This is a genomic window from Streptomyces sp. NPDC087422, assembly GCF_044744145.1.
GTDB lineage: Bacteria > Actinomycetota > Actinomycetes > Streptomycetales > Streptomycetaceae > Actinacidiphila.
The window spans coordinates 185,731-211,110 of sequence record NZ_JBIUXT010000002.1; the positions used below are offsets into that span (position 1 = coordinate 185,731).

Here is a 25,380-nt window from a genome sequence, read left to right on the forward strand (position 1 = left end):
GCCTGTACATCATCAAGCGCGGCGACTTGTGACCCCTGTCCCGGTTCGTTCCGGGAACGATCTTTACAATGGAGGGGTTTGGTCCGCCTTTCGCCCTGCTTTTGGGCAAGAGAGGTCAAGCCCGCGCGGGCCTCCCGGCGGACCCCCTCAGCGACGCCTCAGCGACGCCTCAGTGACGCCTCAGTGACGCAGCGCGTCGGTCACGGCGGCCTCGACCGCCTTGCGCGTGCTCGCGGCGGAGCCCCCGGGCACGGCGGTGACATTCGCACCGGGCGCGTCAGCCGTACCGCCCGCCTTCTCCCCCACGGCCTTCTCCCCCACGACGACGAAGCGCGTGCCGGGGAATTTCGGTCCCGCCGCCGGGACCGCGCCGTCGGGGGCCGCGCCGACCGTCAGGACGACCGTGCACTTGCGGTCGGCCAGGGTCGCCAGATAGGGCCCGGCCGCCGCCGCGCTCTGCTCCCCCGCCATCGCCAGATAGCTGACCTTCGCGTGCGTCGCGGCCGAGGCGTCCCGCATCCCCGCCCACACCGGCGCCGCCGCCGGGTCCGCCAGACCGCGCTCCCCGGTGAGCAGACACGCCTGCTGGTCGGTGTACGTACGCGCCCGGGCCGGCGGCAGGGCCTGCTCCTTGCCTGGGCCGGAGGACGTCAGGACCAGGGCGGTCACGGTGGCGGCCACCGCCACGGCCGCGGCGCCCGCGAGGAGTATCCAGAGCCGATGCGCGTTCGTCCACGTTTTCACGGCGGGCAGCATATGCGGCGCGGGCCGCCGGGACAGCGGCGGCCGAGGGGTATCTTTCTCGCGGTGAAGCACCGCATAACGGTGCATACAGGACGGACACCGCGGGGCCGCGCCGGTCCGCCGGGAGCGGCGGGCCCGTGGTGCCGGGACGCGAGTGGCGGAGGTGAGTGGGGATGGCGGGTTCAGGAGTGCCCCCGGCACAGCCGCGTCCCGTATCTTTTCCGGCAGACCCCGACCCAGCTTCCGCGGGAGGACCGACGATGGACAGGGCCGAGGCCGTCATACCGGCGCAGGACACCAGAGCCGCCGCGCCCGGCGGCACCACGGTCGACGACGCGCCGACGACCGGCTTCAGGCTCGGCGGCATCGGGCCGCGCGTCGACCCGTATCTGCTGGCCACCGTCTTCTTCGCGGCGTTCCTCGCGCTGTCGGTCACCCGCTACCGGCGGATGCTCACGATGTCGTGGGACCTGGGCATCTTCGAGCAGGCGGTCGGCTCCTACGCGCACTTCCACGCGCCGGTCGCCGACCTCAAGGGCCCCGGCTTCAACATCCTCGGTGACCACTTCAGTCCGATCACCGCCCTGATCGCCCCCTTCTACCGGGTGTTCCCGAGCCCGGTGACGCTGCTGGTCGCGCAGGCGCTGCTGTTCGCGCTGTCGATCGTGCCCGTGACCCGGGGCGCCGCCCATCTGCTGGGCCGCGGGCGCGGACTGGCGGTCGGCGTGGCGTACGGGCTGTCGTGGGGCGTGCAGCGGGCGGTCGAGTTCGACTTCCACGAGATCGCCTTCGCGATGCCGCTGCTGGCGTTCTCGCTGGAGGCGGTGCTGCGCCGGAAGTGGGCGCCGGCGATGTGGTGGGCGCTGCCGCTGATCTTCGTCAAGGAGGACATGGGCGTCACGGCCGCCGCGATCGGCGCGATCGTGTGGCTGCGGACCCGCAAGGAGACCGAGCCGGACGCCGGGTCCGAGGCCATGTCCGGGGCGCCGTCAGGGGCGGGGTCGGTCGGCGGGTCCGGGACAGTCGGCGGGTCCGGGTCCGCGCGGGGCGAGGACGTCGTCCCGGCGCCGCGCGCCGACGGCGGCGCGACCCCGGAGGCCCCGGAGGCCGACGGGAGCGGGACGCGGGCCGAGGAGCCGCCGCGGCTCAGCGACGGCATGCGGTACGGGCCGTACGCGCTGGGGCTGGTCAGCCTCGGGGTGCTGGCCTCCGCGCTCGCCTTCGCGGTGATCATCCCGGCGTTCAACAGCGCGGGCGGATACGACTACTGGAACAAGCTGAACGGCAACGGGGCGCCGATGCCGGGGCACGTCCCGTTCGGCACCGCCGTGCACACCCTGCTGTGGATTCTGCTGCCGACCACCGGCCTGCTGGCGCTGCGTTCGCCGCTGCTGCTGGCCGCGCTGCCGACCATCGGCTGGCGGTTCATCTCGCACGACGACCACTACTGGGGCACCGACTGGCACTACAGCGCGGTGCTGATGCCGGTGGTCTTCCTCGCCCTCGTGGACGCGGCGGCGCTCTCCCGCAGGAGCCCGCGGCCCTGGCTGCGCTCGTACGCCTCGGGGCTGCCCGCGGCGGCGGCGGGCGCCGCGCTGGCGCTCACCTTGACGATGCCGCTGGCCTCGCTCAGCCACTCCGACACCTACAAGGTCGACGCGCACACCAAGGCCGTGGAGAAGCTGCTCGAAACGGTGCCCAGCGGCTCCTCGGTGGAGGCGAACGTCGGGCCGATCAGCCGTCTCGTCCACCGGACCACGGTGTACTGGGTCGGCGACACGCAGGGCATCAGCCCGGACTACATCGTGATCGACAACTCCTCCGGCTGGGTGCCCGATCCGCTCACCTACGCCAAGCAGCTCCACCCGAACGCCGAATATCAGCAGATCGTCAACGCCGAGGGCTATGTGATCATGCACCGGACGAGCCCGCCGAACGGCTAGGGCCGGACGCGTCGGGCGCAGCGGGACCGGCTCAGGCCGTCGGGTAGTCGACGTAGGCGAAGCGGCGGCTGTCCGGGGCCCAGCTGTTGACGTTGAGGCTGCCCTGGCCGCCGGGGAAGGCCAGGACGTCACGCGGGGCGCCGCCGTCCGGGTCCATGACGCGCAGGACGACGTCGCGGTCGGCCGGGTGCCCCTCGGTGCCGGGCGGGAAGCTGATGTAGAGGACGTGTCGTCCATCGGGTGACAGGTGCGGGAACCAGTTGACGCGCGCGTCCGAGGTGAGCCGCGTCAACTCGCTGCCGTCCGGCCGCATCCGGAAGAGCTGGGCGTGGCCGGGGACGGTCGCGCCGTGCTCGGAGTTGAAGTAGATCCAGGCGCCGTCGGGGCTGAACTCCGGGCCGTCCGCGGGCGCGGGAGAGTCCGTCAGCCGGGTGTCGGGGCCGCCGGCCGCGGGGACGGTGAAGATGTTGCGGTAGCCCCACTCGTCGCCGCCGTACGGCTCGACGCCCACGTACGCCAGCGTGCGGCCGTCGGGCGAGACGCCGTGCAGGAAGTGCCGGAAGGGTCCGGGGCCGCGGTCGTTGGTGACCCGGCGCGCGGGTCCGCCCTCGAACGGCACGGCGTGGATGTGCCCGTCGCCCGCCGACAGATAGACCGTGCCGCCGTCCGGCGAGAGCACATGGTCGTTGTTGGCGTCCGTGATGCCGCCGGTGTCGATGACCTCGGGCGCCCCGCCGCCGGGGGCGATCCGCAGCAGCAGCCCGTCCTGGTTGAAGACCAGCCAGCGGCCGTCCGGCGACCAGTTCGGCGCCTCCAGCGCGCTGTCCGCCGTCTCGTACACCAGGCGCGGCTCGCCGCCGTCGATGTCCCCGACCAGCAGCCGCGCGCGCTGTCCCGCCGCCAGCGGCCGTACATTCGTCCCCGCTCCGGTGATCGTCACAGCCGCTCACACTAACGCGCCCCGCTCGTGGTGAGCGGGGCGCGTCGGATGAAGCGTGCGTACGGGCTGGGCGCGTACGGCCTTACCTGTGTACGGCCTTGCGTGCGTGCGGCCTTACCCGCGTACGGCCTTACCCGCGTACGGCCTTGCGTGCGTCCGTGGGGCGACGCCGGGTCAGCAGCTCAGGTTGTTGCCCGCCGGGACTCCGAGGATCGAGACGAAGCTCTGGTAGGAGTTGACCCGGCTCTGCACCTGCGCGGGGTTGCCGCCGTTGCACTCGATGCTGCCGTTGATGCTGCGGATGGTCTCACCGAATCCGGCGCCGTTGACCATGGCGTTGTGCGGGGTCATGGTGCCGGGGCCGGTCTGGGTGTTCCAGTACCACAGGCCGGTCTTCCAGGCGACGGCCGAGTCGGTCTGCACCAGGTTGGGGTTGTGCAGCAGGTCGATGCCGAGCGCGTCGCCCGCGGCCTTGTAGTTGAAGTTCCAGCTCAACTGGATCGGCCCGCGGCCGTAGTACGCGGACTGTCCGGCCGGGCAGCCGTAGGACTGGCTCGTGTCGCAGTAGTGCGAGTAGTTCGCGGTGTTCTGCTCGACGATGTAGACGAGGCCGCCGGTCTCGTGGCTGACGTTGGCGAGGAAAGCCGCGGCCTCCTGCTTCTTCACCGTGTCGCTGCCGGTGTTCGCGAAACCGGGGTACGCGCTGAGCGCCGCGGTCAGGCCGCTGTAGGTGTAGAAGGAGTTCCGGTTCGGGAACATCTGGTTGAACTGGGCCTCGGTGACGACGAATCCGCTCGGGTTGCCGGGCGGGGTGGTCGTACCGCCGCCGTTGCAGCCGAACGGGTCCCAGTACCAGGTGCTGATGGTGGGGTCGTAGCCCGGGTTGTCGTGGGAGGCCTTGTAGTAGTTGCCGTTGCTGTACTTGACGATGTCACCGGCGACGTAGTTGTGGCCCTGGACCCACGCCGGGTAGTTGCAGGTCCCGCCGGTGCCGCCCGTGGTGCCGCCGGTGCCGCCCGAACCGCCGGTACAGGCGCCCTGGTCCGACCAGACGTCGGCGGCGCCGGGCGTCTCGCCCTGGGTCCACCACTTCGCCAGCCAGTTGTGGCTGTTGTACGACGCGCCCATGCCGCCGGTGTACACCGACGACGAGTTCCACGCGGTGGAGCAGCCCGCGGCGGAGGCGGTGGACGCCAGCGGTACGAGGATGGCGATCCCTATCGCGACCGCGAGTGCGGTGAGGAACGCTATGAGCCGTTGTCTCGACACGTGACCACTCCTTGTGGGGGTTCGAGTGGGGTCGGGACAGACTCAAGCGGAATGGTCTGGACCTGTCAAGGTCCAGACCATTGAACGTCCGCCGGGCGGTGGGAAACCGGCTGGAACAGCCCTAGTTGTCCAGCACCGTCGTCAGGAACTCCGCCGTCCACTCCAGCAGTTCGCGGCCCACCACCGGCTTGCCGCCGATCCGCGCCGTCGTCGGACGCGGGACGAGGGTCTGCTTCGTCGCGTGCTTGAGCACCGTGCGCGGGTAGAGCCGGTTCAGCCGCAGCTCCTGCGACTCGCGCAACTCCACCGGGCCGAAACGGACGTTGGCGCCCTGGAGGGTGATGTCGCTGACGCCGACCTTGCGGGCCAGCATCCGCAGCCCCGCCACCAGCAGCAGATTCTCCACCGGCTCCGGCAGCTTGCCGTAGCGGTCGGTCAGCTCCTCGCGGACCGCCGCGATGTCCTCGGCCGTGTTGGCCGCCGCGATGGCCCGGTACGCCTGGAGCCGCAGCCGCTCGCCCGGCGCGTAGTCGTGCGGGACGTGCGCGTCCACCGGCAGCTCGATCTTGACGTCGAGCAGCGTCTCCTCCGGCTCGCCGCCGCTCTCCAGCGCCGAGCGGTAGTCGGCGACGGCCTCGCCCACCATCCGTACGTACAGGTCGAATCCGACGCCCGCGATGTGCCCGGACTGCTCGCCGCCCAGCAGATTGCCCGCGCCGCGGATCTCCAGGTCCTTCATGGCGACGTACATGCCCGCGCCCATCTCGGTGTGCTGGGCGATGGTGGCGAGCCGCTCGTGCGCGGTCTCGGTCAGCGGCTTCTCCGGCGGGTACAGGAAATACGCGTAGCCGCGCTCGCGCGAGCGGCCGACGCGCCCGCGCAACTGGTGGAGCTGGCTGAGCCCGAAGGTGTCGCCGCGCTCCACGATCAGGGTGTTGGCGTTGGCGATGTCGATGCCCGACTCCACGATCGTGGTGGACACCAGCACGTCGAACCGCTTCTCCCAGAAGTCGACCACGACCTGTTCGAGCTGCGACTCCCCCATCTGCCCGTGCGCGGTGGCGATCCGCGCCTCCGGCACGATGGCGCGCAGCCGCGCCGCCGCCCGGTCGATCGACTCCACCCGGTTGTGGATGTAGAAGACCTGGCCCTCGCGCAGCAGTTCACGCCGGATCGCGGCGCCGATCTGCCGCTCCTCGTACGGGCCGACGAAGGTCAGCACCGGGTGCCGCTCCTCCGGCGGGGTGGTGATGGTGGACATCTCGCGGATGCCGGTGACCGCCATCTCCAGGGTGCGCGGGATCGGGGTGGCGGACATGGTCAGCACGTCCACGTTGGCCCGCAGCTTCTTGAGCTGCTCCTTGTGCTCGACGCCGAAGCGCTGCTCCTCGTCGACGATGACCAGGCCCAGGTCCTTGAACTTCGTCTCGGAGGAGAAGAGCCGGTGGGTGCCGATCACCAGGTCCACGGTGCCGTCCCGCAGCCCCTCGATGGTGGCCTTGGCCTCGCTGTCGGTCTGGAACCGCGACAGCGCCCGCACCTTGACCGGGAACTGCGCGTACCGCTCGGCGAAGGTGCCCATGTGCTGCTGCACCAGCAGCGTGGTCGGCACCAGCACGGCGACCTGCTTGCCGTCCTGCACGGCCTTGAAGGCCGCCCTCACGGCGATCTCGGTCTTGCCGTAGCCGACGTCGCCGCAGATCAGCCGGTCCATGGGGACGGACTTCTCCATGTCCTCCTTGACCTCGGCGATGGTGGTGAGCTGGTCGGGCGTCTCCGCGTACGGGAAGGCGTCCTCCAGCTCGCGCTGCCAGGGGGTGTCGGGCCCGAAGGTGTAGCCGGGGGCGGCCATCCGCGCCGAGTACAGCTTGATCAGGTCGGCGGCGATCTCCTTGACCGCCTTCTTCGCCCGCGCCTTGGTCTTCGTCCAGTCCGCGCCGCCGAGCCGGTGCAGCGAGGGGGCCTCGCCGCCGACGTACTTGGTGACCTGTTCGAGCTGGTCGGTGGGGACGAAGAGCCGGTCGCCCGGCTGGCCGCGCTTGGCGGGCGCGTACTCGACCAGCAGGTACTCGCGGGTGGCGCCCTGCACGGTGCGCTGCACCATCTCCACATAGCGGCCGACGCCGTGCTGCTCGTGCACGATGTAGTCGCCCGCCTGGAGGGTGAGCGGGTCGATGGTCTTGCGCCGCCGGGACGGCATCCGGCCCATGTCCTTGGTGGACGAGCGCTGCCCCGACAGGTCGGTCTCGGTGAGCACCGCGAGCTTGAGCGCCGGGTCGATGAAGCCGTGCTCGATGGAGCCGGTCGCCACGTGGACCACGGACGCCGCGAGGTCGGCCAGCTCGATGTCGAGGCGGGCGGCGATGCCCTCGCCGCCCAGCACCTCCACCACGCGGGCGGCCGGACCCTGGCCCTCGGTGACGTAGACGGTGCGCCAGCCGTCGGCCAGCCAGCCCTTGGTGTCGGCGAGCGCGCGTGCGGTGTCGCCGCGGTACAGCTCGGGCGCGTGCATGCCCAGCTTGAGGGTGTCGGCGGCCAGGTCGTCGGCCTCGTCGGCCGCGAAGGGGCTCACCGACCACCAGGGGACGCCCAGCTCGCGGGCCCGGTCGCGGACGTCGGCGATCGACCACAGCGAGGCCGCGCCCAGGTCGATCGGCGCCTCGCCGCCGCCGGCCGACGCCGCCCAGGACGCCTCCAGGAATTCGCGGGAGGTCGCCACCAGGTCGGCGGCGCGGGTACGGACCCGCTCCGGGTCGCACACCACGGCCATGCTGCCCGCCGGGAGCACGTCGAGCAGCAGCTCCATGTCGTCGACCAGCACCGGGGCCAGGGACTCCATGCCCTCCACCGCGATGCCCTCGGCGATCTTGTCCAGCAGTTCGTGCAGCTCGGGGTGGGCGACCGACAGCGCCGCGGCCCGCTCCTTCACCTGGTCGGTGAGGAGCAGCTCGCGGCAGGGCGGCGCCCACAGGCCGTGCTCGGCGACTTCGAGGGAGCGCTGGTCGGCGACCTTGAAGTACCGGATCTCCTCGACGTCGTCGCCCCAGAACTCCACCCGCAGCGGGTGCTCCTCGGTCGGCGGGAAGACGTCGAGGATGCCGCCGCGCACCGCGAATTCGCCGCGCTTCTCGACCAGCTCGACGCGGGAGTACGCGGCTGCCGCCAGGCCCTCGGTGACGGTGCCCAGGTCGGCGCTCTGCCCGGTCCGCAAGGCGACGGGCTCCAGGTCGCCCAGGCCCTTGACCTGCGGTTGCAGCACGGACCTGATGGGGGCGACCACGACCTGTACGGGTCCGGTCGCCGCGTCGTCGGCCCGCGGGTGCGCCAGGCGGCGCAGGACGGCCAGGCGGCGACCGACGGTGTCGCTGCGCGGGGACAGCCGCTCGTGCGGCAGCGTCTCCCACGCCGGGTACTCGGCGACGGCGTCCGGCGGCAGCAGGGTGCGCAGCGCGGCGGCCAGGTCCTCCGCCTCGCGGCCGGTCGCCGTGACCGCCAGTACGGTGCGGTGCGCGCGGGCCGCGAGCGCCGCGATGGCCAGCGGACGCGCGGCGGGCGGCCCCACCAGGTCCACCATCGGCCGGGCGCCGGAGGCGGCGGCCTCCACCGCTTCCGCGAGGGCGGCGTCCTCGACGACGACGTCGACCAGACCGTTCAGACTCATGAGGGGTTTTCCGTCCCGGGGCAGAGGCAACGCGAAGCACCCGACACGTGTCACGGGCCGGGGGTACCTCCAGCGTACGACGTACCGCCGACAGCCACAGGCCATCGCGTGAGGCGCGGGGCCGCGGAGCCCGTGGGCGGGGACGCCCGGCGGGGGGGCGGACCGGGGTGCGGGACGCGCGGGCGGCCCCGGAGCGCGGGGGGTTGCGCTTCCGGGGCCGCGTCTGTGGTGACCTGCGCCACCGGCCGGTGCGACCGGCGGCGTCAGTCCGTGGCGATCGCGTTCAGTACATTCATCCGCCCCGCCCGGAAGGCCGGGAGCAGCGCGGCCAGCAGGCCGACGACCGCGGAGCCGATGAAGACCAGGATGATCGTCGTCCACGGGATCTGGAGGACGCCGAGGCCCTGGGAGGCCAGCACCTTCTGTCCCGTGGTGCCCCAGCCCAGGCCGAGACCGAGGCCGACCAGCGCGCCGAAGAGCGCGATGACCACCGATTCGAGGCGGATCATCCGGCGCAGCTGGCGCCGGGAGGTGCCGATCGCCCGCATCAGGCCGATCTCCCGGGTGCGCTCGACCACCGACAGGGCGAGGGTGTTCACCACGCCCAGGATGGCGACGATGATCGCGAGGCCGAGCAGCCCGTAGATCATGTACAGGAGCTGGTTGACCTGCTTGTGGATGAGGTCCTTGAAGTCGGACTGGTCGCGGACCTTGAGCTGCGGGTAGTCCTTGACGGCCGCGGTGAGCGAGGCGCCCGCCTCCTTGGCCTGGCCGTCGACGGCCTTGGCGAACATGATCTGGTCGAGCGGCTGCTTGTCCGCCGGGAGGTACTGCTTGGCGGTGGCCAGGTTGGTGTACCAGGCGCCGTGGTCGACCGTGGTGTCGTCGCTGGTGATGACGTTGACGCGGAGCTTGGTCGGCGTGCCGCCGATCATCGTCACCGGCAGCTCGTCACCGATCTTGATGTGGTGGTCCTTGGCGTACGCCTCGTTGACGGACATGCCGTTCTTCGCGTACGCGTCCTTCAGTTCGCCCTTGACGGTCTTGAGCCGCAGGTCGTCGGCGTAGGTCGGGCTGACCGCGCTGAACTGCTTGGTGACCGTCTTGCCGTCGGGCAGCGTGACCTTGGCGTTGACGCCCGCGTACTCGGTGAAGTGCTCCATGTGGGAGGCCGACTTGATCGCCGCCACCAGGGCGGGGGTCAGCGGCTGGCCGCCGTCGGGCTGGAGGATGAAGTCCGCGCCGACCGACTTGTCGAGCTGGTCGTCGGCGGAGGCCACCATGGACGAGCCGACCACCGACATGCCGGCGACCAGCGCGAGGCCGATCATCAGCGCGGAGGCGGTGGCACCGGTACGGCGCGGGTTGCGCAGCGCGTTGCGCTCCGCGAGGCGGCCCATCGGTCCGAAGAACCGCAGGATGACCGCGCTGACCGCTCGTACGATCACACCGGCCAGCAGCGGGCCGATGATCACGAAGCCGACCAGGCTGAACAGCACGCCCAGGCCCAGCAGTCCGCCGCCGGAGGACGCCTTGTCCGACTGTCCCGCGCCGACCAGCGCCACGGCGCCGATCGCGCAGACCAGGACGCCGATCGCGGCGCGGATCCGGCCGGACTTCGCGTCGGTGGGGGTGCCCGCGTCGCGCAGCGCCGCCATCGGGGAGATCCGTCCGGCCCTGCGGGCCGGGATGTAGGCGGAGATCACGGTGACGATGACGCCGATGGCCAGGCCGACGATCGGGGTGGTGGCCTTGATGGTCAGCTCGGAGGTGTCGAGCTTCATGCCCGCCTGGCCCATGAGCTTCATCAGGGCGATGGCCAGGCCGATGCCGCCGCCGATGCCGAGCACCGAGCCGACGACGCCGAGCAGCACCGCCTCGACCAGCACCGACCGGTTGACCTGCTTGCGGCTGGAGCCGAGGGCCCGCATCAGGCCGATCTCGCGGGTGCGCTGGGCGACCAGCATGGAGAAGGTGTTGACGATCAGGAAGATGCCGACCAGGACCGAGATGCCCGCGAAGCCGAGCATCGCGTACTTCATGAAGTTCAGGAAGCTGCCGACGTCGTCCTTGTCCTTCTTCTTGGTCTCGGCGGCGGTGTCGACGGTGTACTTGCCCGCGCCGATGGCCGTCGTGACGTCCGCCTTGAGGCGGTCGTCGGTGACGCCCTTGGCCGCGGTCAGGCCGTAGCCGGTGTACGCGTGGCTGTCACCGAGCAGCTTGGCCTGGGCGGTGGCGGTCTCGATGTAGATGACGGCCGCGCCGGGGTTGGTGGTCTTGAAGGTGACGATGCCGGAGATCGTGACGTGGAAGTCGCCGGGGGCGGCGATGACCCGCAGCGTGTCGCCGATCTTCAGGTGGTGCTTGTCGGCGGTGTCGGCGTCGATCACCGCGTCGGTGGGCCCGCGCGGGGTGTTGCCCGAGGACAGCTCGACGGCCTTGGTCTCGGTCGGGTCCCAGTTGCTGACGATGGTCGGGGCGCCGCTGGTCGGGCTGATGCTCTTGTTGTTCGCGTCGGCGACCGTCACCTGGTCGCTGGTGACGTCGGGGTAGGACTTGGCGACGCCCGGCACCTTGAGCAGGGTCTGCTGGAGCGAGGCGGGCACGGTGTCGGGCCGCCCGGTCTCCTGCGCGTCGTCGACCTTCTTGGCGCTGATGGTGACGTCGGAGGCGGTGGAGCCGAAGAGCTTGTCGAAGGTGGCGGTCATGGTGTCGGTGAACACGAGCGTGCCGCACACGAACGCCACCGAGAGCAGGACGGCGACGGCGGACAGCGCCATGCGTCCCTTGTGCGCGAGGAAGTTGCGCACCGATGTCTTCAGGACGGTCACGAGGTCCTCCCGCGACCGTCGAAGGACTTCATGCGCTCCAGGACGCCGTCGGCGGTCGGGTTCTGCATCTCGTCGACGATCCGGCCGTCCGCCAGGTACAGCACGCGGTCGGAGTAGGAGGCGGCGACCGGGTCGTGGGTGACCATCACGATGGTCTGGCCCAGTTCGTCCACCGACTTGCGCAGGAAGCCGAGGACTTCGGCGCCGGCGCGGGAGTCGAGGTTTCCGGTCGGCTCGTCACCGAAGATGATCTCGGGGCGGGCGGCGAGGGCGCGGGCGACCGCGACGCGCTGCTGCTGACCGCCGGAGAGCTGCGTGGGGCGGTGCTTGAGGCGCCCGGCGAGACCGACGGTCTCCACCACCCGGTCGAACCAGTCGCGGTCCACCTTGCGGCCCGCGATGTCCATGGGCAGCGTGATGTTCTCCGCCGCGTTGAGCGTCGGCAGCAGGTTGAAGGACTGGAAGATGAAGCCGATCTTGTCCCGGCGGAGCTGGGTGAGCTTCTTGTCCTTGAGGGTGGTGATCTCGGTGTCGCCGATCCAGATCCGGCCCTCGGACACGGTGTCCAGCCCGGCCAGGCAGTGCATCAGCGTGGACTTGCCGGAGCCCGAGGGGCCCATGATCGCGGTGAACCGGCCGCGCGCGATGTCGACGTCCACCGCGTCGAGCGCCAGGACGCGCGTCTCGCCGCTGCCGTACGCCTTCGTCACCGCTCGGCCTGCTGCGGCAACGGCCGGACGCTCTCCGCTGCCCCCGGACTTGGGAATCGTCACTGCCGTTGTCACGTGAATCTCCTGTGAGGTCGATGCGGGCCCTGACCAGGCCCTGTTGAGCCGGTGTGCTCAGCTTGTCGGAGCGGCGTCCCCCGGCACGATGGGGGAGGTCTCCGTCTTGTGGGTGGGGCTATCCCCACCCCGCCTCATGACCGTATGGAACGGACGGCCCGGGATCGTCATCCGCCGGTACGAACCGATGGCCACCAAAAGTAGGTACCTCCCCCTAGGGGTCTGCTACCTGAGGCTCATCCCCGTGTCGGGGATGTCGCCGTGACCACGCGAAGGTGTCCTTTACACGTACGGGAGTTGAGGGGTCGTCATGGCCGGGGGGACGCCCGCGTCCACGGCCGCGGACGCGGGCGGTCCGTCGTGGACGGGTACGCCGTGAGCCGGTCTTTCGCGGCTCAACCCGGCGAAGGTCAGTGCATCGCGGCTCAACGCGCCGAAGGTCAGTGCATCGCGGCTCAACCCGGCGAAGGTCAGTGCATCGTGAGGCGCACCGGGCGTACGCCGCCGATCAGGGCGGTCAGCGCGCGGTCGATGTCGGGGCCCACGTACCAGTCGCCGGTGTGGTCGACGGTGTAGACGCGGCCCTCGGCGTCGATGGCGAGCAGCGCGCCGGACGCGGGTTCCTCGCCGAGCGGGCTGATGTCGGTCTCCAGGGCGCGGCCGAGATCACCGAAGGTCCGCGCCAGGTGCAGGCCGCGCAGCGGGTCGACGGCGATGGCCGTGGGGGCGATCTGCCGGCCGGGACCCGAGGCGCCGGGGATCAGCAGGCCGCCGAACTCCGCCCACGCCTCGACCGCGGCGGGGAAGACGGCGTGCCGGTGGCCGCCCGGCGACTCGTACGCCCGCAGCCGGTCCGCCCAGAACTCGGCCTGCTTGATGTCCCAGCGCCCCGGCCGCCAGCCCGCGGCGCGCAGCGCGGCGTCGACGCCGACCGGGAAACGGGTGGTGCCCGCCATCGGGATGCTCATACTCCTTCGGCCGCCGGATCCACCGGCTTGACCCCCAGGTGCGACAGCAGCGGCGCGCACGAGCGGCAGGGCGGGGCGTACGCGCCGTGCGTCGGGTCGCCGTCCTCCCGGATGCGCCGCGAGGTGAGCTTCGCCCCGCGCAGCGCCTTGCGGGCCTCACCCTGGGTGAGCGGCTTGCGGGACGCACGCTTGCCCCGGTTTGCCTCGACTGCCGTCAAGTGGCGTGAAATGAGCACCGGTTCGGGACAGCGCCCGGCGAACCGTTCCCGCTGCGCGACCGGCAGCGCGTCCAGGAAGTCCTGAACGATCGGGTGCAGTACGGGCGGTTGCTCACCTTTGGCGCCGGTGCAGGTCAGCACGTCGTCGCGGATCAGCAGCGCCGCGGCGACCGCGGGCATGATGCCGTCCCTGCGGTGCCGCAGCACCGGCGGGCCCACCGGATCGTCCGAACCGCTCCAGCTCAAGCGCGGATCGGCGGCCCTCGCCGCCTGGGTCTGACTTGTCATGATCTGTGTGCGTCCCTCCATCCGCCCGCCTGGGCGGGCGATCCCCCGTATGTCGTTCAGAGTGCCAAACAGGCCATGCGACGGGAAGCCGGACGCGGCACCGCGCCCATCGTGTGTGGGCCATGTCACCGTCGTGTGACGGAGCGTCGGCAGCACGGGCACAGCATGTGCACAAAACCGGCCGCCATACGGTCGCGGGCGATCGTCGTACGGGCGCGGACGGTCGACGCAGGGTGACGGCCGGTCCCCGGCGGGCGCTTCCCGAACACATGTCGGCGGCGGGGGCGCGCACCGCGGGGGCGTCAGGCACGCACAGCCGCGACACAGCTTCGGCGCGGCATGGACGCGCGCCCGACATGGCGGGAGTATCGGCAGTCGGTCCGCGCCCGCGGACCCGCTGCCGCCGATCAGGGAACGTGACCCCCCATGCGCAAGACCCGGCTCCGCCTGGCCGCCGCCGTGCTCCCCGCCCTCGTCCTCGCCGCGGCCTGCTCCGGCTCGTCCGACGGCTCCAAGGACGCCGACGGCAAGGGCGGCAAGGCCACGGGCTCCACCTCGGCCTCCGCTCCGACGAGCGGCGCCGACAGTCCGTCGGACGGCTCGGCGCTCACCAAGGCGCAGCTCACCAAGGCGCTGATCGCCGAGGCCGACGTGCCCGGCTGGACGATCCAGGTCTCGCAGACCGACGACTCCGCCGACACCTCCACGCTGACCGCGGACAAGCCCGCGTGCCAGCCGCTCGCCGACATCACCAGCAGCAAGCCGAAGATCCCGCGCAAGGCGTTCGTCGGCGCGGCCTTCGCGAAGACGACGTCGAGCGCCACCCCCGACGCGATCAACCAGATGCTGGTCGCCAGTCACGCGCCCGGTGACGCCGAGAAGGTCATCGAGTCGGTGAAGACGGCGTTGGGCACCTGCAAGAGCTTCACCGCGACGGACAACACCGGCACCAAGACGCCGTTCACCATCGCCAAGGGCCCCGCGGTGCCGACCGGCGACGAGGCCGTCTCCTATGTGATGGCCGACACCGCGGACAAGAAGTCCGGCGCGGCCCTGGTGAGCGTGGTGCGGACCGGCGACACCATCACCGCGTACCTGTCGGTGAAGTCGGCGGGCGGCGCGGGCACCCTGCCCATCGACGTCGCGCGCAAGCAGAGCGAGAAGCTGAAGGCGGCGCAGGCGAAGTGACCGTCCGCTGAAGGGCCTGCGGGGACCGTCTCGGGGCACGCCCCGGGGCCACTTTCGCGCACCTCTTTGTGAGCGGCCCCACAGGCGAAATCGCGCCCCTGGTGCCGTAAAGTCGCGCGGCAACGGACCGTCGCCCGTGCGATCCCGGGGACGGACACAACACAGGGGAACACCAGATGCCGATACGTGCACGCAGTCGCCTACTGACCGGTAGCCGGGAGTCGGCCGCTGACCTGCGACGCGGCGGCCCGCACACGCGGACCGCCGTGCTGGCGGCCGCCGCCCTGGTGCCGGTGCTCGCGCTCACCGCGGCCTGCGGGGGCGGCGGGGGCGGCGGGGGCGGCGACGACAAGGCGAAGAAGGAGCCGGGCCCGGTCCGCGCGTCCGGCGCGGTGTCGACGGCCAAGCTCACCTCCGCGCTGCTCACGTCCTCCGACGTCCCCCACGTCCAGGTGCTGCCCGCGGGCAGCAAGACGCAGCTCCTCGGCCCGGCCACGACGGTCGACAACGCGGCCTGCCAGCCGGTCGCCGACCAGTGGAGCAGCCGGCCCAAGCACACGCGGCAGGTGTACACCGGCGCGATGGTCACCGACACCGCGGACAAGGACAAGAACGCGAAGGCGATCAGCCTGGAGGTGATCGCCTCCTACGCTCCCGGCACCGCCGAGACCGTGCTGGACGAGCTGACCACGGCGCTGAAGACCTGCCGCGGCTTCAAGGCCACCCGCGACGGCGGGGTCACCTCCTACACCGTCCGCCCGGTGGCGCCGCCCGCGGGCCGGCCCGCGCTGGGCGACCAGGAGGTGGCGTACACGATCGCCGACACCGCGCGGGGCGCGGCGGGCGTCGTCCTGGTCACCGTGGTCAGGTCCGGCGGCGCCACGGCCGCGTACGAGACGGTGCGCGCCGACCACAAGACGGCGACGCTGCGGGCGGCGATCGCGCTGAAGCAGGCGGAGAAGCTGCGGGCGGCGGCGACCGGCGACTGAGCCCGGCGGCTGCCGACGCGGGGGCGACGCGGGGGCCGACAGCCGCCGACGCGGAGTCGAGGCGGAGTCGGCGCGGAATCGGCGCGGAGTCGACGGCTGCCGACGCGGGCCCGGCGGCAGGCGGATCAGGCAAGTTATCCACAGGCCCTGGCTCTGCCCTGGTGGTGAGGCCCTAGGCTGTGGTCATCAGCCAGACGCAGCAGGGGGCAACCGCCATGACGACAGGTCGGCAAGGGCTGGGCGCACCTCCCGGTCCGCGGGCCGGGGGACGTATCGTGCCGCCGCCGAACGCGGCCTACGCCGGACAGGTCGTGCATTTTCCCGACCCGGTACGCGCCGCCCGCCATCCCCAGGGTGTCTGGGTGGACGACAACGGGATCCCGGACTTCGCGCCGTACGCGCGGGCGGTGGCGGAGATCGCCGAGCCCCCCGAGGGCTTCGGGATAGACGAGCTGCGGCTGACCGACTACGTGTCGGCGAACGCGGCGCTGCACGCCTCGGGCCACGAGCTGTGGGGCAGCCTCTCCCCCGTCGCGACCCCGCACGGCTGGACCTGGCACCACGTCATCGGGACCCGCCGGATGGAGCTGATCCCGGTCGAGGTCAAGGCGCTGCTGCGGCACCACGGGGGCCTGGCCGCCTCCTCCGCCGACCACGCCAAGCGCGGCACCCGGCCGCTCCAGGAGACCCGCCCGGTCCACTTCGGACTGCCGAAGGACCCGGTCGCGGTCACCGAGTCGCAGGTCCGTGACGTCGAGGAGGAGCTGGGCTACCGGCTGCCCGGCGGCTACCGCACCTTCCTGAAGGCGGCGGGCGGCTGCGCCCCGAGCGGCGTCGCGCTCGACCCGGACCTCGGCCTGCTGATCGACCAGCCGTTCTTCACCGTCCGCGACGACGCCGCGGTCAACGACCTGGTGTACGTGAACAAGTGCCTGCGCGACCACCTGACCAAGGACTTTCTGGCGATCTCCTACCTCCAGGGCGGCCTGCTCGCGGTCAAGGTCAAGGGCGAGCGGACGGGCTCGGTCTGGTTCTGCGCGTACGACGACGTCCGCGACGGCGACCGCTGGGCCGCCCCCGCCGACCGGGTCGCCGAACTGCTGCTGCCCTGCGGTGAGTCACTCGACGCGTTCCTGCTCCGGCTCGCGGGCAATCCGCCGGAATTGGAGACCGTCGCGAACCTGATGGTGGACGGGGGCTTCGCCAGCGCCGTCCCGGTGGAGGGATGAGGCCGGACATGGTCACTTTCGCGCAGGCCCAGGAGCGGGCGGAGCGCTGGATCAACGGCGACGTCCCCGCGTACGAGGCCCGGGAGATCCGGGTCCGCGAATTCGACCTCGGCTTCGTCGTCTGGTCGGAGCCGCGCGAGGGCGGCCCGTCCGCGGGCGACGGCGGCGACGTCCGCGTCGTCATAGCCAAGGACAGCGGCGAGGCCACCTTGTGGCCCGGCCTGCCCGTCGGCGAGCTCATCAGGCGTTACGAGGAGGAGTACGGCCCGGTGCCGAACGACGCGGTGCCCGACCCGCCGCAACGCATCGACCTGGAGGCCACGTCCTTCCTGCTGAGCCCCCCGCAGTGGCTCCAGGACGCGGCCGACAAGATGGGCATCCCCGACAACCGCCGGTCGAGCCGGACCAACGGTGCCGGTATCGCCGCGGGCGCGGGCGCCGACGCTCCCGCGTGGCATGCCGCCGCCCCCGGGTCCGGCGGCGCCCCGGCCGACCGTGCCCCGGCGGCCGACGCCGACGGCGGGTACGGCCTGGCGGCGGCCTCGGGTCCCGCCTCGGGACCGGGCGACGGTACGGGCTCCGCGCCCGGCTCCGGCTCCGGCTCCGGCTCCGGCTCCGGCTCCGGCGGGATCGACTACCGGCGGCCCGCCTCCTCCGGCGCCTCAACGCCCGCACCCTCCCCCGCTGACAGCGCTCCCGTCGCACCGGCCGCGTCCGGCGGGATCGACTACCGGCGCCCGGCCCCGGCGGCCGACGCGCCCGCGACCCCCTCGGCGCCCGCGGAACCGGCCGTGCCCGGCGGCAGTTGGGCGGGCAAGACGACCAGCGACAGCGGCGAGGGCCAGTCGGTCCCGGTGCCCGCGACCGTCTTCGCGCCGCCGATCAGCGGCTCCGACCAGGTGGACGTCGCGCAGGACCCCGAGGCCGAGCAGGCCCGCACCGAACTGCTGCCGAGCGGCAGCGGGTTGCCCAAGACCCGGATCGCCCCGCCCGTGGAGCCGCAGGCTCCCGTGCCGCCCGCCAGGCCCGGCGTGCCGCACACCGTGGGGGGTTCGGAATTCCCGCCGCCCGGCGGACCCGCGGTGCCGCTGCCGCCGCCCGGCGGCCTCGGCGCCGGATCCGTGCCTCCGCCCGGTGGCCCCGGTCGCGGTGCCGCCGACATCGCCGACCTGGAGACGGCGAAGGCCGCCCGCGGCCATGTGCCGCCGCCCTCGGGCGGTCCGGTCCGCAGCCCGGACGCGCCGCCGCCCCCGCCGGGAGCCGCCGCTCCTGCGGGCGGTTACCTGCCGACGCAGCTCGTACCGCAGAATCCGCCGGGTGGTCAGAGCCCGCAGGGCCCGCAGGGACCGCCGCCGCCCGCCGCCGGTCGTCCCGGCGGCAACGACCCGCACTACGCGGCGACCATGCTCGCGGGCCCCGGCGCCCCGCCCGGACCTCCCGGACCCACCGGTCCGACGGGACCGCCCCCGCCGCCGCCCGGCCCCGGCATGTCGCCGCCCCCGCCGCCCGCGGGGAACAACGACCCGCACTACGCGGCCACGATGCTGGCAGGGCCTTCGGGGCCGCCCGGACCCCAGGCGCCCGGCGCGGGCCCCGGCGCGCCCGGCCGGCCCGGCGGCAACGACCCGCACTACGCGGCCACGATGCTCGCGGGTCCCGGCGGCGCGCCCATGGGTCCGCCGCCCCCGCCGCCCGGCTACGGCTACCCGCAGCCGACGGCGGTGCCCACGGTCGGCCCCGGCTACATGGCGGTGCTCCGCTACCGCGGCCAGGACGGCAGCGAGCAGCAGCTCATCCGGCGTTCGGCGCCCGGCACTCCGCACCCGGAGTGGCAGATCCTGCACGAGCTGCGCTCGATGGGCGTGCGGCCCGAGCAGGTGCTCGAACTGCACACCGAGCTGGAGTCGTGCGACCTGCCCGGCGGTTACTGCACGCGGATGATCCGCGAGACCTGGCCGCAGGTGCGGATCAGCCACACCGCGCCGTACGGCAGGGACCACGCCAGCCGCCAGCAGGGCGTCCAGCATCTGCTGACGCACCAGGGCGAGCTGCACCAGGTGGCGGGCGCGCCCGCGCGCCCGCAGCCGCAGCGGGTCCCGATGCCCGACCCGCACAGTGTGCTGCGGGTGCCGCCGGTGCCGCTCGACGTGATCGGCCAGGAACTGGCGTCGGCCTTCGGGCCGCAGGGCTTGTTCCGCTTCGACCAGCGGGCGGTGTCCCGGCAGGGCGTGCCCGACATCGTGGCGCAGACCCTGGTGTGGGCCGGGCTGCCGGTGGACTTCGGCCCGTTCTTCTGGGCGCAGGCCCAGCCGGGCCAGCCGGTGCCGACGCTGGCGGAGCTGGCCCAGCAGCGCGGCGTGCAGGCGGCGTCCGACGCGGGCTCGTATCTGGTGATGGGCAATGACTTCGGCCGTCAGCTCTGTGTGCAGTACGGCACCGCGCACATCGTGGCGGTGCCGTTGGAGGCCGGTCCGGGCGGACAGCCCGCGCCGCCGCAGTTCGTCAATTCGAGCCTGCCGGAATTCGCCCGCTGCCTGGCGCTGCTGGGCCGGATGTGGCGGCTGCGGATCGGGCTGACGCCCGATCAGGCGGGCCGCTGGACGGTGGACTTCCAGGCGCAGCTCGCCGCGCAGGACCCGGCGGCCATCGCCTCGCCCGACCACTGGTGGTCGGTTCTCATCGAGCAGATGTGGGACGGACTGCTGTAACGGCCCCGCCAGGGCCCGGCCGACAGAAGTTCCGTCCCGCCGGGTCGTAGCAGAGGCGTCAGGGAACGGCCCCGCCGCGGCGGGGCCGTTCGCTGTGCCGTTCAGGCGGGCCGGTCAAGCGTGCCGATCCGGCGGGCCGGTCAGGCGTTCAGGGGTGCGAACAGCGCCTGGACGGTTTCGGTGGCCAGGTCGCGCAGCCAGATGTGGGCGCGGTCCTCGTCGTACCGCTGGTGCCACAGCAGGTACAAGGGGACGTCGGGCAGCGGGAGCGGCGTCGGCAGGGTGAGCAGGCCGAGGTGGTCCCTGGCCTCGCGGGTGACCGCGTCGGGCACGGTGACCACGAGGTCGGTGTCGAGGACCAGCCGCAGTGCGAAGGCGGCGGTGGGCCCGGCGGCGGCGACGCGCCGTTCGAGGCCGCGCGCGGCCAGGGCGTCGTCGACCGAGTCGCGCAGGCTTCCGCGCCGGGAAACGGTGAGGTGTTCCGCCGCCGCGTAACGCTCGGGGCTCAACGGGCCCTCCGCCAGCGGGTGGCCGGGCCGGACGGCGACGACCAGCCGGTCCCTGCCGACGAGGCGGTGGCGGATGTCGGGAAGCGCCGACCGGCCGGAGCTGGATTCGAGGTCGACCTCGCCCCGGTGCGACTCGGGCGCGTCCGTGCCGGGTTCGGCGGACAGCCGCAGCCGGGCGCCGGGCGCCTGCTCGCGGACGGCCGTGGTCAGGGCGGTGCCGCAGGCCGCGGTCAGCGCGTCGTGCCAGCGCACGGTGAAGACCCGGTCCAGAGCCGCCAGGTCGAGGCTCTGCCGGGCGGACAGCAGGCGGTGGGCCTGCTGCACGAGGGCGTGGACTTCGGCGCGCATGGCCAGCGCGCGAGGGGTGGGGAGCATGCCGCGCCCGGCGCGGACCAGGATCTGGTCACCGGTGACCTTGCGGATACGGCCCAGGGACCGGCTCATCGCGGGCGCGGTCACATGGAGGCGGGCCGCGGCGCCGGTGACGCTCCCCTCCTCCAGCAGCGCGTCCAGGGCCGTGAGCAGGTTCAGATCCAGTTGCATGACAGTAAATCTACAAGTGAAAAGCATGCACTTGTTGTTAATCCACGGGCGACCTACCGTCGAAGTGCGGGCGCGAGAAGAACCGCCCCGCGGCCATCGACACCAGGGAGCCCCCCATGAGCACAGCCATGCCTTTCGCCGCCGGCACGACCCTCCTGTCCGACGTGACGGCCGCGGTGCGGACCGCCGGTCGCACGTTGCGCGCCCGCCACACCACGCACGCCCGCGGCGTGAGCCTGGACGAGGTCGTCGCGGAGATCCACGCCAACGACGACGCGGTGCTGAGCGTGCTGCGCGAACCGCTGCTGCGGGCCCGGCCGGGATCGCGGTGGGCCGAGGACGAGTTGGCGGGCGGCGCGCTCCCGCCCGGGGAGTGGTGGGTGGTCGACCCCGCCGAGGGCAACATCAACCACGTGCACGGCATGGACGACTGGGCCGTCACCGCCACCCTGGTCCGCGACAACCAGCCGGTGCTCACCGTCGTCCATCTGCCGCTGACCGGTGACACGTACACCGCGGTGGCCGGCGGCGGCGCCCGCCTCAACGACCGGCCCCTGACGGTGTCCGCCAAGACCGGTCTGGCCGCCTCGCTCATCGGCACCGGTCAGGCCAGGCCCGGCGAGGACGAGCGCACCTTCCGGCGGATCGGCGACTCCGTCACCGCCATGCTCGTCAACGGCCTGGTCGTACGCGTGTCCGTGCCCGCCACGATGCAGCTCATCCACGTCGCCGCCGGACGGATGGACGCCTTCTGGCAGTTCTCCGACGTGCGCTCGGGACTGGTCGCCGGCGCCCTGCTGGTCTCCGAGGCCGGAGGCACCGTCACCGACCTGGCGGGCGAGCCCTGGAGCACCCGCAGCCGCGACTTCCTGGCCGCGGCCCCCGGCGTCCACGCCGCCGCCCGCGAGGTCCTGTCGCCGATCGTCTGACCGGACGCCCGCCCTTACCCGCTCGACACCGCAAGGAGCATCACCTCATGACCACCATCGGCATCCTGGGCGCGGGCCGCGTCGGGACCCACCTCGCCAACAAGCTCTCCGCCGCGGGACACCAGGTCACCCTCGGCGGCCGGACCCCGGTGGACACCGCCGCCCGCGCCGCCGGGGCCGCCCCGACGGTCGCCTTCGCCGACCAGCCCACCGCCGCCCGCGGCGCGGACATCGTGATCAACGCGACGCCCGGCGACACTTCGCTGGAACGCCTCACCGGCCTGCGCGCCGAACTCTCCGGGAAGATCCTCGTCGATGTCTCCAACGCCACCCGCGACGCCGAGGACGGGCTGCCCGGCGACCTGTGCTACCCCGGCGGCAGCCTCGCCGAGCACCTCCAGGCCGCGCTCCCCGACACCCGTGTGGTCAAGACCCTCAACACCATGCTGTTCATGGTCATGACCGCTCCCGAGATCCTGGCCACCCCGCCGACCGCCTATGTGTCGGGGGACGACGAGGACGCGAAGAAGACCGTCACCGGTCTGCTCGCCGACCTGGGCTGGCGGCCCGCATGGATCGAGGACCTCGGCGGCATTCGCACCGCCCGCGCCGCCGAGGCCATGATCCTGGTCGTGCCCCACGTCCTGCGCCGGAACGGCTTCACGCCGTTCGCCGTCTCCCTCGCGCGCTGACCCCCACCCCGCACGCGGCGAAGAGCCGGGTGACGAAGGGCACTTCCCTTCTTCACCCGGCCCGTCTGCGTTCGGGGCCATCGGGAAGGGAGTGGATGGGTAGGAGACAGGTCGGAGTGTCGCAGCCCGTACAATTCGGACATAAGCCAAAAATAGGCAGGACGGAACGGCCGACGGCGAGGGGCAGGGCATGAGCAGCAACACCGCATCGTCAGCCCGCAACATCGACACCGCGCGCGGACGCGGCTATCGGCCGGAACAGGTCGACCGTTTCCTCGACGAGTTGTCGGAGGACCGGGACGCCGCCTGGGAGCGGGCCGCCCGGCTGACGGTGCTCGCCAACGAGATGGACGCCGAGTGCGCCTCGTTGCGGCACCAGGTCGAAGCGCTCGGCGCCACCTCGTTCGACGCGCTCGGCGACGGCGCCCAGGAGTTGCTGCGGCTGGTCGAGGAGGAGGCCGCCGCCGTACGCGACCGCGCCGAGGCCGAGGCGCAGCACGCGCGCGACACCGCGGAGACCGCCCGCCGCACCCTCCAGGACGAGGCCCGCGCCGCCGCCTCCGCCCGGCTCGCCGCCGCCGAGGAGCAGGCGGAACGGCTCCTGGACGAGGCGTGCGGACGCGCCTCCGAGATCCTCGGCCAGGCCCGCGCGGAAGCCGAGGCCGTACGCGGCGAGGCGGGCCGCGCCCTGGACGCCATGCGGCAGGACGTCGGCCGGACCCTGGCCGAGGTCGACAAGGAGCGCCGCGAACGGCTCGACACCCTCGAACACGAGCTCGCCGAGCGCGAGGCCGGGGTCGACAGCAGGCTCGCCGACCTTCTCGGCGACGCCGAACGGCGCCTCCACGAGGCGCACCAGGAGCGTGCCGACGCCGAGGAGGCCCTGCGGGTGCAGCAGCAGGAGGCCGAGGAGCGGGCGTCCGAACTGCTCGCCCAGGCGCGCATGCACGAGGAGCGCACCCGCCGCGAGAGCGAGCGCTCGCTGCGCGAGCACGAGCAGCACCGCGACGAGATTCGCGCGCATCTCGCGCACGTACGGGCCACCCTCGCCTCCCTGACCGGCCGCCACCTCCCGCCCTCCGGGCCGGACCACCCCGAAGCACCGGGCGCCCCCGGCCTCCCCGAACAAGCCGACCCGTCCGACCCGGCCTGACCCCCAGGGCGCGCTGCCATTGCGCAGGGCCGTGTTTTTAGGGGCGCGGGGAAGGTGCGCTGCCCTTGCGCAGGGCGCTGTCTTGAGGGGCGCGGGGAACTGCGCGGCCCGCCCCCACCGGGCTGTCAGCCCGACAACAACCGCGTCTGCCCCGCTGGGGCCGGTGGCCAAAGGCCGCGCCACCGTCGGTGGCTGAGCGCGCAGTTCCTCGCGCCCCTGGGACCGCGTCCTCCTGCGCACGGTGGGCGCGCAGGGCCCCGCCCCCGAAGAGCGGCTTACCGTCCGGCGCCAGGCGGGCGTCAGATCGGGCGGGCTGCCAGGGGCAACAGGGCGGAGACGCGGAAACCGCCGTCGGGGGTGGGGCCCGCGGCGAAGCCCCCGCCGTGGGTGGTGACACGTTCCTTCATACCGACCAGCCCGTGCCCCCCACTGGGAAGCGGCGTGGCCGGGGTGCCGTCGGAGGGCCCGTTGAGAACGAGGACGGCGATCTCGAGCTCGCGGTAGGCGAGGCGGACATGGGCCCTGGCGCCCCCGGCGTGCTTGTGGACGTTGGTGAGCGCTTCCTGCACCACGCGGTAGACGGTCTGTTCGACGCGGGCGCCGCAGGGCCGCTCCTCGCCCTCGACGGTGAACTCGACGGTCATCCCGGCGGCCTGGGACTGCTCGACGAGTTCGCCGAGCTGGTCGATGCACGGCCCCTCGGGCTCCGGCTCCGTAGCCGTATCCGTATCCGTATCCGTATCCGTATCCGGCTCGGGCTCGAGAACCCGCGGCGCGGGAAGCCGCGGCGCGGGCGCGGGCGCCCGCTCGGGCGCCGCCGTACGCAGCACCCCGAGCATCTGGCGCAGTTCGGTCAGCGCCTCGCGCCCCATGTCGCCGAGCAACTCCGCGGTGCTGGACGCCTTGGCCGGGTCCTTGAGGGCGACGGCCTTGAGGGCCGCCGCGTGGACGACCATCAGGCTCACCCGGTGGGCCACCACGTCGTGCATGTCGCGGGCGATCCGGGTCCGCTCCTCGGCGCGGGCCCGCTCGGCGCGCTCGGCCGCCTTCTCCGCGAGGAGTTCCAGCTCGCGTTCCAGGCCGTCGGCCCGCTCCCGCAGGCTCTCCACCAGCCGGCGCCTGGCCCGTACGTACAGACCGAGCAGGACCGGCGGGGCGGTGAGGCCGAGGGCGAGCAGGAGTGAGGTGCTCAGGACGATCGGCAGGGACATCGAGCGGTTGTCGTCCGCGTTGCGCAGGCTGTCGTGGAGGCGGATGAAGGAGACCAGGAAGGTGCCGAGGCCGTTCATGGAGGCGAGCGCGGCGGTGATCCGGCGCGGCACCTCGGAGACGGTCAGGGAGTAGAGGCCGACCACCGACAGCAGGAAGCCCAGCTCGGCCGGGCTCAGGGCGATGCCCACCAGGACCACGGCGATCGGCCAGCGGCGGCGCAGCAGCAGGGTGCCGCCCGCGAGCAGCCCGATCAGCGCCGCCACCGCGGGTGTCACCCCGGTCTTGTGGGCGAAGGTCACGCCCTCGAAGGCGCACTCCACGGCCGAGGCCACGGCCAGCGCCAGGTCCAGGAGGAAGCCGCGCCGCCGCGTCCACCACCACCAGCCGGACCCGGGCCGTCCTCCAGCCCCGTCGTCCGGTACGTGCGCCCCCGTCGTACTCATGGCGTCCAGACTAGGCGGTGCCCGAGGCGGCGTGGCGGCCGTGTCAGCCCCGTATCGGCGCGGTATCGGCCGGCGGGACCGGTAAGGGTCTCCAGGGGTAAGCGCGACCGGGTGCCGTGTCCGCCAGATGGGCGGGCC

At 72.8% G+C, this 25,380-nt stretch carries 18 protein-coding genes; 8 read left to right on the top strand and 10 right to left on the bottom strand.

Translation table 11 applies throughout. From position 1 onward, the window contains the following. Nucleotides 1-180 precede the first annotated feature (180 nt). Nucleotides 181-744: a hypothetical protein gene (locus ACIO6U_RS06640; protein WP_401716149.1), complete on the bottom strand. Its 564-nt coding sequence runs from the start codon at nt 742-744 to the stop codon at nt 181-183. 260 nt (nt 745-1,004) lie between these two features. On the opposite strand from ACIO6U_RS06640, the gene ACIO6U_RS06645 reads away from it, so the two are divergent. Further along, complete coding sequence (locus ACIO6U_RS06645; protein ID WP_401716152.1) at nt 1,005-2,687, top strand: DUF2079 domain-containing protein; 1,683 nt, start codon at nt 1,005-1,007, stop codon at nt 2,685-2,687. Between the two features lie 31 nt (nt 2,688-2,718). Here ACIO6U_RS06645 and ACIO6U_RS06650 read toward each other — a convergent pair whose 3' ends face one another. The 7 genes from ACIO6U_RS06650 to ACIO6U_RS06680 form a co-directional block, all read right to left on the bottom strand. Beyond that, nucleotides 2,719-3,627: a TolB family protein gene (locus tag ACIO6U_RS06650; protein ID WP_401716155.1), complete on the bottom strand. Its 909-nt coding sequence runs from the start codon at nt 3,625-3,627 to the stop codon at nt 2,719-2,721. Nucleotides 3,628-3,801: 174 nt separating this feature from the next. Beyond that, the gene (locus ACIO6U_RS06655) at nt 3,802-4,896 is read right to left on the bottom strand and encodes a glycoside hydrolase family 19 protein (RefSeq protein WP_355346863.1); all 1,095 of its coding nucleotides are present in this window, start codon (nt 4,894-4,896) and stop codon (nt 3,802-3,804) included. Nucleotides 4,897-5,017: 121 nt separating this feature from the next. After that, nucleotides 5,018-8,557: a transcription-repair coupling factor gene (gene mfd / locus ACIO6U_RS06660; RefSeq protein WP_401716158.1), complete on the bottom strand. Its 3,540-nt coding sequence runs from the start codon at nt 8,555-8,557 to the stop codon at nt 5,018-5,020. Between the two features lie 263 nt (nt 8,558-8,820). Continuing rightward, on the bottom strand, nt 8,821-11,388 hold the full coding sequence (locus ACIO6U_RS06665) for an ABC transporter permease (RefSeq protein WP_401716161.1): 2,568 nt from the start codon (nt 11,386-11,388) through the stop codon (nt 8,821-8,823). Then, nucleotides 11,385-12,173: an ABC transporter ATP-binding protein gene (locus ACIO6U_RS06670; RefSeq protein ID WP_188285264.1), complete on the bottom strand. Its 789-nt coding sequence runs from the start codon at nt 12,171-12,173 to the stop codon at nt 11,385-11,387. The genes ACIO6U_RS06665 and ACIO6U_RS06670 overlap by 4 nt, the downstream gene beginning before the upstream one ends. A 470-nt stretch (nt 12,174-12,643) precedes the next feature. Beyond that, a complete protein-coding gene (locus ACIO6U_RS06675) occupies nt 12,644-13,141 on the bottom strand; it encodes an SUKH-3 domain-containing protein (protein ID WP_355346853.1) in 498 nt (165 codons plus the stop codon). Beyond that, the gene (locus ACIO6U_RS06680; RefSeq protein WP_391162557.1) at nt 13,138-13,647 is read right to left on the bottom strand and encodes a YwqJ-related putative deaminase; all 510 of its coding nucleotides are present in this window, start codon (nt 13,645-13,647) and stop codon (nt 13,138-13,140) included. The genes ACIO6U_RS06675 and ACIO6U_RS06680 overlap by 4 nt, the downstream gene beginning before the upstream one ends. Nucleotides 13,648-14,073: 426 nt before the next feature. Between ACIO6U_RS06680 and ACIO6U_RS06685 the strand changes: the two genes are divergently transcribed. The 4 genes from ACIO6U_RS06685 (at nt 14,074) to ACIO6U_RS06700 (ending at nt 19,761) form a co-directional block, all read left to right on the top strand. After that, nucleotides 14,074-14,835: a hypothetical protein gene (locus ACIO6U_RS06685; RefSeq protein ID WP_401716166.1), complete on the top strand. Its 762-nt coding sequence runs from the start codon at nt 14,074-14,076 to the stop codon at nt 14,833-14,835. 176 nt (nt 14,836-15,011) lie between these two features. Next, complete coding sequence (locus ACIO6U_RS06690) at nt 15,012-15,824, top strand: hypothetical protein (RefSeq protein ID WP_401716169.1); 813 nt, start codon at nt 15,012-15,014, stop codon at nt 15,822-15,824. 215 nt (nt 15,825-16,039) lie between these two features. Then, nucleotides 16,040-17,053, top strand: a complete 1,014-nt coding sequence (locus ACIO6U_RS06695) for an HNH endonuclease (protein WP_355346841.1) — start codon at nt 16,040-16,042, stop codon at nt 17,051-17,053. Nucleotides 17,054-17,061: 8 nt separating this feature from the next. Beyond that, entirely contained in the window at nt 17,062-19,761 is a 2,700-nt protein-coding gene (locus ACIO6U_RS06700) for an SUKH-4 family immunity protein (protein ID WP_401716172.1), read from the top strand. Nucleotides 19,762-19,901: 140 nt separating this feature from the next. Here the strand turns inward: ACIO6U_RS06700 and ACIO6U_RS06705 are convergent, their stop codons facing one another. Next, complete coding sequence (locus ACIO6U_RS06705) at nt 19,902-20,813, bottom strand: LysR family transcriptional regulator (RefSeq protein ID WP_401716174.1); 912 nt, start codon at nt 20,811-20,813, stop codon at nt 19,902-19,904. Nucleotides 20,814-20,929: 116 nt separating this feature from the next. Between ACIO6U_RS06705 and ACIO6U_RS06710 the strand changes: the two genes are divergently transcribed. From ACIO6U_RS06710 to ACIO6U_RS06720, 3 genes are all read left to right on the top strand, one after another. Then, nucleotides 20,930-21,742, top strand: a complete 813-nt coding sequence (locus ACIO6U_RS06710) for an inositol monophosphatase family protein (protein ID WP_401716177.1) — start codon at nt 20,930-20,932, stop codon at nt 21,740-21,742. A gap of 47 nt (nt 21,743-21,789) precedes the next feature. Further along, on the top strand, nt 21,790-22,434 hold the full coding sequence (locus ACIO6U_RS06715) for an NADPH-dependent F420 reductase (RefSeq protein WP_401716179.1): 645 nt from the start codon (nt 21,790-21,792) through the stop codon (nt 22,432-22,434). 190 nt (nt 22,435-22,624) lie between these two features. After that, complete coding sequence (locus ACIO6U_RS06720; RefSeq protein ID WP_355338013.1) at nt 22,625-23,587, top strand: DivIVA domain-containing protein; 963 nt, start codon at nt 22,625-22,627, stop codon at nt 23,585-23,587. 299 nt (nt 23,588-23,886) lie between these two features. Here ACIO6U_RS06720 and ACIO6U_RS06725 read toward each other — a convergent pair whose 3' ends face one another. Beyond that, on the bottom strand, nt 23,887-25,242 hold the full coding sequence (locus tag ACIO6U_RS06725; protein ID WP_401716181.1) for a sensor histidine kinase: 1,356 nt from the start codon (nt 25,240-25,242) through the stop codon (nt 23,887-23,889). Nucleotides 25,243-25,380: the final 138 nt, after the last annotated feature.